Genomic DNA, 13,228 nt, shown 5'->3' with positions numbered 1-13,228 from the left:
ATTTTAAACAACAGCTATGTGAATAGCCTTACAATTAAACAAGTTCTAAGGCCGCATACTTTAACATCAAGCGTTTGGTACCTGAACGGCGAAACTGTACGGTTACTCGTGCCCCATCCCCTGCCCCTTCCAGAGACAGGATGACACCTTCACCAAAACTTGGATGTGCAACATTAGAACCAATATTGATACCACCGGCGGTTGCTTCATGTTGAACAGGCATAGATACAGCATCCTGCTGATGCAATAGCTCAAGGCTCAAGTTTTTGATGAAACGGCTGGGCAATGGATAATGTGTTTCACCGTAAAAGCGGCGCAATCGGGCTGAGGTGATCAGCACATAATCACGGGCGCGTGTAATGCCTACATATAACAGGCGACGCTCTTCTGCGATGCCCGATTCACCTTCATCCAGCGAACGCTGATGCGGCAGCAGCCCCTCTTCAACACCGGGAAGTACCACACAATCAAATTCTAAACCCTTGGCACGATGTAAACTCATCATACAAATTGAATCCACCTCTTCAGCCTCATCACTATCATTGATGCCTTCAGCGCTTTGCAGCAATGCAGCCCGATCCATGAACTCGATCGGTGTTAGATCCTGCAACATTGAAATTTCAATATAGTCTTGCAAAGTGCGTACGTTATCGATGCGACTGGCTGCCTCGATCTCACCCATGGCATTGAGGCTGTCTAGATAACCAGAGGCCTGCAAAACTTTATTGAGGCCGCGATCAGCCGGAGCATGATCGTTCACTCCATCACACTCAGTGCGTATTTCAAGCAATAGCTGAGCCAGCGGCGCAAGTTTCTTGGCTGCGCCTTCAGCCTGACCGGTTGCTAACAGATCAAGCCATTCACATGCCTGCATGCCCGATGCGGAAAGTTGTGCAAGCAGTTGCTCTTGCCCCTTTGCACCAATACCACGCTTGGGTCTGTTGCAGATACGCATCAGTTGCAAGGTATCACCACAGCGGTTGAGCAGAGCCCAATAGGCCAGCGCATCCTTGATCTCCATACGCTCGAAGAAACCCACGCCACCAATAATACGATAAGGGATATTGGTTTCACGACAAACCTGCTCAAGCGGAAGTGACTGGCGATTGGAGCGATAAAGAATAGCTATTTCTGAGTTTTTATATCCAAGCTTTTGCCACGCTTCAATTTGCTGCACGATCTTGCGCGCTTCATCGTATTCATCATTGCATACTTTCCAGGCCGGCTTCTCTCCAGCCTGTTTGGTGGCTTTGAGCGTTTTTTCATGCCTGTCTGAATTTTCACGAATCACGGCATTGGCCAATGCGAGAATATTGGCGCTGGAGCGGTAGTTTTCTTGTAAACGATGCAGCGTAGCACCACTCCACAAGCGTTCAAATTCAAGGATATGGCGCACATCAGCACCCCGCCAACCGTAGATGCTTTGATCATCATCCCCGACAACAGTCAGATTCTTATGTTCAGAGCACAAATGGATCAGCCATTCATGTTGAATGGGATTGGTATCCTGATATTCATCCACCAGTACATGATCAAAACGTGCTCTCAGGGCCGTAGCGATATCGGAATGATTCCGCATGAGCAATACAACATTTAAAATAAGATCTGAAAAATCCATGCGCTCATGGCGTTTTAATTCACTCTGGTAGCTGGCATAAAGTTCAACCATATTGATCCCGTTCCAACCGTGTTCAGGGGTCTCCTCTGGCGTAAGCCCTGCATGTTTACAGTGTTCAATCCAATTGATGAGGTAGGATGGGTGCAAGCGGTCAGTGGCAATATTACGCGCTTTTAAAATGCGTTTAATCAATGCTTTCTGGTCATCACTATCGATGATCTGAAATCCCAGCGGATAACCCAAGGCATCAGCATAACGACGAAGGAAACGCAGTGAAATGGCATGAAAGGTGCCGGAAACCACACCGCCACCGTTATCGCCAATTAGCAGGCTCAGGCGCTCTTTTAATTCAGCCGCCGATTTATTGGTAAACGAGACCGCCAGAATACGATGCGGTGCCACACCGGCATCTGCGATGAGATGCCCTATGCGATACACAATCGTACGTGTTTTCCCTGAACCTGCACCGGCAAGAATCAGTTGTGGGCCGTCACCAGCCTCGGCAGCTTGTTGTTGAGCAGGATTTAACATGTTGTGTTGGCCTCGGTAAGAATTGGCACTATCTGTTACTACCTTCACCATGTTTGACGATCATTTTGTGATAGGTCGAAAAAATAGCATTTCTGGACAGCATCCCCAGCACCTTGCGGGGGTTGTCATGAGCAACCACGGGCATCTGCTCAAACTCTTCATGATCCAGGATATGTATAGCATCCAGCAGGGTGTCAGATTCAGCAATCACCTGTACATTGGTATTGGCAACTTCGCTGGCTACAACCACCTGATCCAGCGTGGGGTCAATCAGCCATTTTTGTAAATCTCCAAAGGTAACGATACCGACCAGCAGACCATCATCATCGACAACCTGTACACAGCCTTTTCCTGAACCGGTATAGACCTGTTTCAACTCTTTTAATCGAGCGTGTTTAGACACTCTGGGTATGGCGCGCCACGGAATGCTTTTAATCGATACCGAGCGCATCCACGATTGCTCCAGTCCCCAGTTAGAATCAATGCCACGCTCTTCCAGTACTTCAGTAAATACTGAAGCGCGGCTAAAAGAGCGCGTTACCATCGTCGCCACGCTGCATGCCGCCATTAAAGGTAACATAATGTGATAATCTGCTGTCATTTCAAAGACGATTAACATAACGGTCAGTGGAGCGTGCAGTGCAGCGGCCGTTAACGCACCGCAGGCAACCAAAGCATAAGCACCGTAGCTTTCCGAATATGAGGGTGAAAAGGCATGTGCGAGATCACCAAATAGGGCGCCAACGGTGGCCCCCATAAATAGGGCCGGGCCGAATAATCCACCGGGGAAACCGCCTGCGGCACTCAGTACGGTCACGATCAGCTTACCAATCAGCACAATGGCCAGAAATGCAGCCAGAGGCAAGGCATAGCCGAGAATATCCGGCTGGATACGTTCGAGTAACATGTCCTCTACCGTACCGTAACCAATAGACATGACCTGCGGTAAAATGAGTCCTAATAATCCAATATGAAAGCCAACAATGGCTGGACGTATGCGCCGGTCAGGAATCATTTTTGCCAGCCATGCGCGGGTAGGTTGCATCGATTTAATGAAGACCGTGGCGACCAGCCCGCAAATAGCGCCAATAATAAGATAGGTCGGTATTTCCCAGATACTGATAAGGTGGTATTCCGGAACAGTGAAGGCTGGAAAATTCCCCAGTTCAGAGCGCGCAACCACGGTCGCCAGTACGGATGCGATCACAATAGGACTGAATGTGGCGATGGCGTAATCAGCAAGAATGACTTCCAGCGCAAACAATACACCGGCAATCGGGGTGTTGAAGGAGGCAGCAATACCAGCGGCTACACCACAGCCGATTAAAATACGCAGTTGCTGCTCAGAAAGATTGAGGCGCTGACCAAGCTCCGAGGCGATCAAAGCACCAAGTGCAACGGTTGGGCCTTCTCGCCCGAGACTGACACCTCCACCAATGGCCAATGCTGTACCCACCGTTTCTGTAGCCAGCTGGCGAGGATGTACGCGAGCTTTGCGTTCCACCATATCGGCCAACACACCGGATACTCCACGCAGTTCTCCACCGGGTAAAAAACGAACCGTAATCCAACCCACCAATAACCCGGTAACGGTAGGTGCGATCAAATATATATACCATGGCAGCGTTGCGATGGATTCTTCCCAAGTGCGTTCACCTGTCCAGAACAGGCTGACCCATTCGATCATGAAACGTAACAACAGCGCAGTGTAGCCGGATAACACGCCCACCACGACAGCAAGTATAACGATATACAGGGTATCCTGTTCGCGAGACCAAGCTAAAGCTCTTTTCTTGCTGTCGAGCAGCGTTTTCCACAATACCATTGTTGTTTGCCCGACTCTCCCGCTGTGTCTGTCATCTGAATCTATTCCGTGCCGAATAGTACAATACAGATAATGCCGATGTTACGGTTTGTAAGGCACTACGGCAATTTTAGATGCCCTGAAACTATTTTATGCGTTCAGTATTGAAATGTCAGGTGGTGAGCTTTCTAATTTCTCAAAGACAATGTCAGCGACATTATCAAATGCAGTGCGTTCGGGCAGATGTGCATTGATGAACTGATTGGACAGATAACACACCCTGGCAAGAAATGTCGGACTATCTGCCAGATGGTGCTCTGCTACGGCTTCGCATAGCTCGTTTGGAAAACCCCATAAGCGCAATAGATGCATACCTGCTTCTGCATGATTAACACCGTAGTGTTCTTCTTCGGCTTTGATCAAATCATCTTCGTGCAGATGACCTGTTTCACATTCAAAATAGGAGAAATCTACACGCATACCCAAGGCTGCGCGGCCAATATCATGCAACAGGCCTGCCATAAACGCGACTTCGTGCGAGCCATGTTGCTGCGCCGGATCGGCAGTTTTCGCCAAATGTTCTGCGACTAGTGCAACGGCAAATGCATGTGACCAGAAAATCCGGATATTGGCCATGCCTGTTGGTAAAATCATGCCATACATCAATGACATAGCTGTGGCGATATGGACTGTTTCTTTGGTACCTAAGCGGGCAATGGCCTTGGACAATTCACTGATTGATGTGTGTGAAGCATTATATGCAGGTGAATTGGCGAACTTGAGTATCATAACAGTAGTGGCCTGATCACTACGAATAACTTCGGCCAGATCTTTCGCATTGGAATCAGGATCTTGCGCAATATTCTGAATTTTTACAAAACGATCCGGTAGCGATGGTAAATCTTCGCTGAACCGCAGTAGCTCCAGAGTTGACTCTCGGTCAAAGGTAGATGATGTCATATCTGTAGCGAGCAATAATCAGGCCAATTATGATTCGGACTGTTTATCGCGCCATAGCTATGGCGGCGCTACTCATCCATTCATAGATTGGGAACACCACCGATGCACCCAACAGTAAGTCCAACAGCGGCGATGCTGCGAGCACCGTTATGACAATCCAGCCATGCTTGATATTGAAATATACAGGGATTTTTTCACCCCAACGGGTCGATAACAGAAGTTCTCCTGCCAGCAAGCCGGGTAAAGGCAAGAGATGTAAACATGCCATGCACAGATTGAAAAACATCAGCACCTTGGACCACCAGTGATGCAGCGGAGGTAGCCCGGTTGGCATCTGATGCGCCAGACTCCAGCTGAATAACAAAAAACCCAACAGGCAAAGCAGACCATGCGCCAGACATCGAATCGATGATATTTTGACACCCGAGGCAAGTGTATTTGGCAGCGCAATGATCATGCCCCGATGAAAGGCCAGAGCAGCCAGCAAAGGCAACCAGGTACCGCGCCATGAGATGGCGTAAAAGGGATGCGGGATGGGCCTGTTGCTCATACGTGATTCGATAAGCACGACAAGCGTGAGTGAAATGAGAACAGGCAAGCTATAGAGAATCAGTTGCCTAATCACAATATTTAGCCACTCTTCCATCTATGAATCAGACACAGCGGTAAATGCCACCGCGAGCATGACCGGCCAGATCGTGAATGACTTTTTCGAAGATCAGTGTCTCCGGCGTATCGGGCAGACCGCATGGGCCGGTTTCTAACATGATCATACCGGATGTTTGTAAAAATTCCGGCCCTGTATTGAGAATATCGGTTAAAAACGTAAGGCCATCCGATTCATCGGTAAGGGCGTTGCGAGGCTCATAAGACAGCTCCTGTTCCAACGAGGCCATCTCATGTTCCGCTACATAAGGCGGATTGGATATAATGGCATCAAAATGCGCGTTACGCTGTTCAATAGCTTGCAGCATATCGCCCTGTTTGAACGTGATGCGGTCTTCAACCTTGTGTTGGATCGCGTTGCCCGTTGCGACCCTTAGAGCAGACTCAGAAATATCCGTCGCAATGATATGCGCCTTTGGATATTCACAAGCCAATGTAACCGCAATAATGCCGGAACCGGTACCGATATCACAAAAATTGTAAGCGCCTTGCTGATCCGGGAAATATTCAAGCACCGCTTCAATCAGATGTTCTGTCTCCGGTCGGGGAACCAACACATCAGATGTGACATGAAACGGGCGTGACCAGAACTCTTTCTCGCCAAGAATATAGGCCAGTGGTTCTCGTTGCATACGGCGTTGAATCAGTGCATTGAACACTGTTTCAATCGCTTCAGGCACAGGTTCTGAAGCGCGAATAATAAGATCGGTTCTACGCATACCCCAAACAGACATTAACAACAGTTCAGCATCGCGCATAGGCGCATCACAATTAACCTGCTTTAATAACGCTGAAGCTTGTTGAATCAGTTGGCGAAGGGTTGTTGCATGACTCACTGGGCAGCGAGCAGTTCAGCCTGATGGTGGCTCAATAGCGCGTCAATCAGCTCATTCATATCACCACCAAGAATCTGATCGAGCTTGTACAGTGTCAGATTGATGCGATGATCGGTGAGTCGCCCCTGTGGATAATTATAGGTGCGAATACGCTCGGATCGATCGCCGGATCCAACCATATCCTTACGGATACCGGATCGTTCTGCATTGGCTTCTGATTGCTCTTTATCGAACAGACGGGCTTGCAACACTTTCATCGCCTGCGCTTTATTTTTATGTTGGCTGGCCTGATCCTGACAGGTCACAACAAGACCGCTTGGTGCATGCGTGATACGCACAGCAGATTCGGTTTTGTTCACATGCTGGCCACCAGCGCCTGAAGCACGGTACACATCAATACGAATATCATCAGGGCGAATATTCACATCCACCTCTTCTGCTTCAGGTAGGATTGCAACTGTGCAGGCTGAGGTATGAATGCGACCACCTGATTCCGTTTCAGGTACGCGTTGCACACGATGGGTGCCTGACTCAAATTTAAAGCGGGAAAAGACGCCCTGACCGGTCACCTGAGCAATAATCTCTTTGTAGCCACCAATGCCAATTTCACTGCTGGATAAGATGGATACTTTAAAGCCCTGGGTTTCGGCGTAACGGCTATACATACGAAACAGATCAGCAGCAAACAGGGCTGCTTCATCACCACCGGTGCCTGCCCTTATTTCCAGAATCGCATTGCGTTGATCATTCGGGTCTTTAGGAAGTAATAATAGCGTAAGCTGCTCATCACTATCTAAAATAGCCTGTTTCAGTTCGAGGTTTTCCTCTTCCATCAACTCTTTAAGCTCGTGATCACAATCCGGATCAGCCAACATCTCTTGATTGTCCTGTAGCTGTTGAACCAACTGCAGGTGTTTTTCAGCATGCTCGGCAACAGGTTCAATCTCAGCAAAGTCTCTGCTTAGCTGCGTGAACTTCTTATTGTTGGAGGTGATGTCAGGGTCGGCTAATAAACTGGTGATTTCATCACGCCGATGCAGGATGTCATGAAGACGGGTGTTCATTATTCCCCTTAATATGAGCGATATTATCACTGATCAATGTGTCATTTGAAGCTGTTGATTCAACAGTAGGATTATCCAGATCAAACAGTCGATTGGCTGCGCCCATCAACAGATCCCCCTCAATATCATCAGGCAGGCTTTTTAGTGTTCTAAGTGTCGGGTGCATATAACGTTTCATCAGCGCACGACTGAACTGCTCTACAGCTTGCAACTGTTCATCATTAAAATCTTTCATATAGCGCTGGGCTTTTTCAAACTCTTCCAGACGGCGCACATTCATCTGTTGTTGAATGGTGCGAATCAACGGCACGGACTCCAGCGATTTTAACCATCGCAGAAATGCTTGCGCCTCTTCTTCAATGAGCAGGCGTGCTTGATCCGCTTCATGTTGTCGGTTTTCCATATTGCCCTGCACGACTTGTTGAAGATCATCAATATCATACAGGTAGGCACCATCAATATCGCTAATGCGCGGGTCAATATCGCGAGGAACAGCGATATCCACCAGAAACATGGGCTTGCCTTTACGTTTCTTCATCGCTGCCTTCACGGCATCAGGCAACAACACAAAGGTAGATGCACCAGTACTGGAAAGGACAATATCGGCAGCATCAAGATACTCGGGCAACTGCTCCATGGTTAGCGCATGACCTTCAAATTCTAAAGCCAGATTCTGAGCCCGTGCAAGTGTCCGGTTAGCAACCAGAATATCGGTGCAGCCGTTACCGCGCAAATGGCGAGCGGCCAATTCGGCCATTTCTCCAGCGCCCATTAACAGCACTGTTTTTCCAGTCAGATCACCAAAGATATGACGCGCTAATTCAACGGCACAGGAGGAGATATTAACCGATTGTTTGCCAATACCTGTTTCACTGCGGGCACGTTTGGCGGCCGCAAAGGTAGATTGGTACAAACGATGCAACACATGGCCTGCCGTACCTGCCGTCAAGGCATGTTCATAGGAGGTTTTAACCTGCCCTAAAATCTGAGGTTCACCCAACACAAGAGAGTCTAATCCGGAGGCAACAGAAAACAGGTGACGAATAGCGGCATCGGTAGTGTGTGAATAGAGATGCTCACGAACCTCTTCTATCTCCATCTTTGCCGTGGCAGAAAACCATTCATGCACCGCAGCAATGGCAGCATCAGGATCATGAGTCACCACAGTCATTTCCACACGGTTACAGGTGGAGAGCAGTGCAGCCTCACGAATAGCAGGGTGTTGAATACGCTGATTCAGAATATCAGCAATATCTGTTTCGGCCACCGCCAGACGTTCGCGAAGTTCAACGGGGGCTGTTTTATGATTAAGTCCAATATGGCAAATGCGCATGGGCAGAACTTTAACGTGTTAACGAATCATGGTACAGAGAATGGTAAAACGGCATGTACATTCGGAATGACTGAGATCTTACTTACTTCCTTTCACAGGTGGCTCTTTTTCACTCGGGCCAAACCAATTATTAGGGGTATTAAACAGTCGTTCAATGATACCTGAGTCAGATAGGCCAGCATCCCGTGGTCGTACTGCTTTCACTTTTGCATCCGTGAATGGACCACTCAGATGATATACTTTACGCATCAAGCTATGTGATCTGCCACCCAGAATATCCCGCACAAGTGGTATTTTAGCCAGTAAGGCATCCAGATTCTGTAACGGCTTGGCGATTAAAAAAAGATCAATGGTATTGTTATCGACATTCATATTGCCTTGCCCCACCAGATCAAATGCACTTGAGCGCATGGCAACATTGCGAATATGAATGTTCTGACTTTGCATAATCGCCTCCATCTGCAAACGTTCATACATGATTCCGGGCCCTGATAGATCTTTACGCTGACCAAAGAGCAAGGCGGGCAGTTGGCTCAGATTAATAGCAGACAACAGCGTGGTGAGTGTGCCTCCCTCCAGGATACGCCCTTGATCAACCCGCATACGCAAACGACCATCCAAGCCCTCCCACCAAGGTTGCTCTTTCAAAATCAGGCCCTGCCCCGAGAAAAGCAAATTTCCATCACCCTCTAAAAAACGACTGGAGAGGCCTCCCTTGTTCATCAAATGGCCAAAATCGCCATGCAGTTCTGCAAACCCCTTCCAACGCATACCACCCTCAGTCTCGGGAGTAAGCGTTGCCGAAATGGTTAATATCTGTTTTTCAAAACTGGCTGAAAATTTACGCAGTTCAACCTTGCCCTCGCCCGGCAATGTAAAACGCGCATCAACATCCATGATGTCCAATTGCGAAGTATGAACCAGAGCTGCTTCCATAATCCCGATACTCTCTTTGTCGGAAGCCAGCCGAAGGTGTACACCACTCATACGTGCATCATCCCAGTCAAAGCGGTCAATATTCGCACGCAACACCCAGTTTTTGTCGATCAACTTTTCAGAGTGATCCAGTGTGTTCGGTAGAGCATTACGGTTGAGGTAACTCGCTTTGACATCAATATTCCATGCCATGCCGTCATCAAATGGCACATCAACATCAAGGTTGCCGCTGAATGAAGGCGTATGCAGGCCATTAAGTTGCATTTGCAAGCCGGCGTTATTGATGATGCCAGACCCATCATGCAGTTTGATGTGATTTCCGCTACTGGTAAGCTTGTTAATATGAATGGTTGGGAGTTTGCTCTTCATATCCAGCAAGCCAAGATATTGCAGCGCGAAGGGTTCGCCTTTCTTCTTGTTGGATCCTAGTAAATGCTCCCAGCTTGCATCTTTCATATCGAGCTTGCCAAACCATTGGCCATCCTGGAAACGCAGGCTGCTATTGACGCTGCCGCCAGCGTGCGCCAGAGGCAACTGAAAGTGTGCGGCAAGCGGGGCAAGTTTACTTCTACCATGGGCTTGCACAGAGGTTATTTTCCACACCTCCGTCCGAGACGATGCTGCTGCATCAAAAGAGAACATGCCTTGCATATGGGCGCCGGAGAGGTGCATGTTTTTTAATGAAATACCTTTGTTAATATCCCACTTTACAACCCCCTTAGATAATTGAAGCGGAAATTTAAGCACGTTAATATTCCATAGACCATCGGGGTGCAAGGTAATACGGGCCTCTTTAGGACTTGTTTTAGTGAGATCCCACATCAACTCAAACTGACTATTGGCTCGTGCTTTGTTCCATTGCCAATCATTGACTTCAGCAGGACCAAACCAATGCAGCAAATTGGCTACATCTGTATTGGCGGAACCTGTAATATTCAGTAAAAGGGTGTCCAGTGGAATGGATAAGCTGCCGCTTGAGTGGCCCAGATCTTTGGGCAGCATGGTATCTATAATTTTTGCGCTTATGGCATCCGAATCTACCTCAACAGTGGCGCGGGTATTGCTCAAAAAGCCATTGGATATGCCTAATGCAATATCGGCATCTTCAATATCAGTCTTTATTTTATAGGACATCGATTTAAATGTTTCAATGTTTGGCCATACCTGAAGCGGATCAGGCCAGCGTAGTGAAAGATCTGCCTGTGCCTGCCTGGCAATGCCATGCTGCATCTGTTTTAACCACTGCTGCCAGCCCGGATCGCCAAGTGGCTGAAGCCATGACCAGATCAGAGGCATAGGTAGCAGGTCGGAAGCAGCGTTTACTTGTAAAGTCCCATCACTCCACTGACCCTGAGCAGTAATTTTACTTTCGCCCAAAGCCCATATCAATTCATCAACATTGATCTGCTTCAGCTTGAATACATCGCTTTCTTTTGTGTTGTCGCGCATCTGAATCTGTAGCTTTGTTGAAAGCCTGTCGAACTGATAGATATCTCCAATTGGTGTTAAACGTAGACTGACGGGGCTCTGAGATACAATGGAGCTCTTTACCTCCCATCGCTGATGATCTTTGCGCCGTAGCGTCAAATCAGCCTTCGGTGATCCGTTGATAAGCCGGCGAATGGATTCAGGTAGCCAGTCAATGTTGTTACAATGCAGATTTAACTGGCCGGGAAGGCCATCATCATCCCATTGTGCCGATAGTTTAAATACCGGTGATTTGGCATTGATCATCCGTGACTTTGCATGAAGCGTGAGGTTTACATCAGGCAGTTCCCCGCGCCAGTCAGGGTGCGCTGGCGTAGCTGCGATATGCCAATTCACGTGAACATCTACCAGTGTGAGTTGTTCAGGCAGGATGGTTTCCGAGTCATCCAGTTCTATATCCAGAACACCATCTTTTAACAAAATTTTATCCGGTGCAATATCACCATTAAAAAGGGCGCTTAGCGGAATTCTTACACTGGCACTGCCATCATGATAGGCGATACCATGATTGGTACTGGTAAAATCCAGCCGATCAACTTTCAGCCATAAAAAACCCGCCCAGCGCAAAGAAAGCTCTCCGAGACGCAGTTCATTTAATTCAAGCTGCTGTTGCAAATAACTTTCAATATTTGGCCGCATGGTATCTATTGAGGGGGCATTCCAATACAGCCATGCTCCTCCGGCCGTGAAAAAAAAGAGCAGTAAAAGGACTACGCGCCGGCATGAAGCCAGCGCGCGCGTGAATGTACTACCAGGTTTGGTAGTTACCTGAGGTTTACTCAGCCTTCGTCCTTAGCCTTTAATTTAGCGACCTTTTCTTCCAGCGCTTTCACTAATGCTTTATATCCGCCATCGCCAAGTGTGGATTTGAAGTCCTGATGAAAGGTACGCACCATACTGGTGCCTTCAATGCGGATATCATAGACCTGCCAACCACTGTTCGTTTGATGCAACTTATAATCGACGGGCGTTTCACGTGTGCCATCCACAACAGTGGATTTAACCAGTGCTTTATCATTTTTTCTGATCGCATCAGCAAAGATTACTTTCTGTCCTTTGTAATCACTTAAGCGGTTACCATATGAACGCTCCAGCAGGTCTCGAAAAACCTCGGTGAAATGTAGTTTTTCAGCGTCATCCAGCTTTTTCCATGGCTTACCCAGGCTGCGCATGGCCATGTCACTGTAGTCAAAGCGCCCTTCTATCGCTTGGCGGATCGCATCACGGTCTTTGCTGGAAATAGTCGTTTTATCTTCACGTGCATTGAGCACCTCAATAATCTGGGTGATGGTGCTTTCTATTACAGCCTTTGGGTTACCATCACTCTCCGCCCATGCCGGCATAGAGAAAAGCATGCTGATGATCATGGTAAAAATTAGTTGAATGTGTTTCATAGAAACTCCTTGGTTCTCTACTTACAGGTTATTACAGGCTTAGACTACATCAGGTTTTGGTGACCCGAAGTGGAATCTTTACTCCTTACCGCTGAAAATATACTTACTGATCAAGTCTTCAATATTGATCGCAGATTCTGTTTCTTCAATTTCACTGCCCGGTTCAAGACTTGTATCATCCATACCCTGCGTGATTCTGATGTAGCGATCACCAATGATCCCTTTGGTACGCACCGATGCGAATGCATCTTCAGTGATTTTTATGCCCTCATTGATGCGTAGCACCATGGTCGCATGATCATTATCCGTGAGTGTTACCGAGTTGATACGGCCGATAGCAACACCTGCCATCATCACATCACTACCTTTGCGAACGCCGCCAGCATCGTCAAAATTGGCAATAAGTGTATAGCCGGATTCTCCAATACCTCCGACTTGCCCCACTTTGATAGCCAACCAACTAATGGCAAGTAGCCCGACAATCACAAAAACACCTACAGTCATTTCAACACGTCTATACGCTTGCATTTGATTCTCCAGTTACAGTTGAATAGTCAAACTGTAGTAAATTCTTAAATTGCATCAAACCCGTTTCTCT

The 13,228-nt window shown here is 47.8% G+C and carries 10 protein-coding genes; all 10 read right to left on the bottom strand.

Annotated elements, in window-relative coordinates; genetic code table 11:
- Positions 1–34: 34 nt before the first annotated feature.
- Positions 35–2,200, bottom strand: coding sequence for an ATP-dependent helicase (locus D8Y20_RS08895; RefSeq protein WP_236075366.1), 2,166 nt, complete (start codon positions 2,198–2,200; stop codon positions 35–37).
- The gene (locus D8Y20_RS08890) at positions 2,178–3,974 is read right to left on the bottom strand and encodes a chloride channel protein (RefSeq protein ID WP_236075365.1); all 1,797 of its coding nucleotides are present in this window, start codon (positions 3,972–3,974) and stop codon (positions 2,178–2,180) included. The genes D8Y20_RS08895 and D8Y20_RS08890 overlap by 23 nt, the downstream gene beginning before the upstream one ends.
- A gap of 129 nt (positions 3,975–4,103) precedes the next feature.
- A complete protein-coding gene (locus D8Y20_RS08885; RefSeq protein WP_121542865.1) occupies positions 4,104–4,913 on the bottom strand; it encodes an HDOD domain-containing protein in 810 nt (269 codons plus the stop codon).
- A gap of 43 nt (positions 4,914–4,956) precedes the next feature.
- Positions 4,957–5,559, bottom strand: coding sequence for a hypothetical protein (locus D8Y20_RS08880; protein WP_121542863.1), 603 nt, complete (start codon positions 5,557–5,559; stop codon positions 4,957–4,959).
- A gap of 7 nt (positions 5,560–5,566) precedes the next feature.
- The gene (gene prmC, locus D8Y20_RS08875) at positions 5,567–6,415 is read right to left on the bottom strand and encodes a peptide chain release factor N(5)-glutamine methyltransferase (RefSeq protein ID WP_121542861.1); all 849 of its coding nucleotides are present in this window, start codon (positions 6,413–6,415) and stop codon (positions 5,567–5,569) included.
- Complete coding sequence (prfA, locus tag D8Y20_RS08870; protein WP_121542859.1) at positions 6,412–7,479, bottom strand: peptide chain release factor 1; 1,068 nt, start codon at positions 7,477–7,479, stop codon at positions 6,412–6,414. Before prfA ends, prmC begins: the two co-directional genes overlap by 4 nt.
- Positions 7,460–8,812 carry a glutamyl-tRNA reductase gene (gene hemA / locus D8Y20_RS08865; RefSeq protein WP_121542857.1) on the bottom strand — a complete coding sequence of 451 codons (1,353 nt, stop codon included), beginning with the start codon at positions 8,810–8,812 and terminating at the stop codon, positions 7,460–7,462. The genes prfA and hemA overlap by 20 nt, the downstream gene beginning before the upstream one ends.
- 78 nt (positions 8,813–8,890) lie before the next feature.
- The gene (locus D8Y20_RS08860) at positions 8,891–11,875 is read right to left on the bottom strand and encodes an AsmA-like C-terminal domain-containing protein (protein ID WP_236075364.1); all 2,985 of its coding nucleotides are present in this window, start codon (positions 11,873–11,875) and stop codon (positions 8,891–8,893) included.
- Between the two features lie 140 nt (positions 11,876–12,015).
- The gene (locus D8Y20_RS08855) at positions 12,016–12,630 is read right to left on the bottom strand and encodes a phospholipid-binding protein MlaC (protein WP_121542853.1); all 615 of its coding nucleotides are present in this window, start codon (positions 12,628–12,630) and stop codon (positions 12,016–12,018) included.
- A 78-nt stretch (positions 12,631–12,708) separates the two neighbouring features.
- Positions 12,709–13,158 carry an outer membrane lipid asymmetry maintenance protein MlaD gene (mlaD, locus tag D8Y20_RS08850; RefSeq protein ID WP_236075363.1) on the bottom strand — a complete coding sequence of 150 codons (450 nt, stop codon included), beginning with the start codon at positions 13,156–13,158 and terminating at the stop codon, positions 12,709–12,711.
- Between the last annotated feature and the right edge of the window lie 70 nt (positions 13,159–13,228).

This window comes from Mariprofundus sp. EBB-1, from assembly GCF_003665155.1.
In the GTDB taxonomy this organism is placed as follows: Bacteria; Pseudomonadota; Zetaproteobacteria; order Mariprofundales; family Mariprofundaceae; genus Mariprofundus.
Note: the sequence above shows the minus strand (reverse complement) of the source record. Positions and strands in the feature narration are given on the sequence as shown.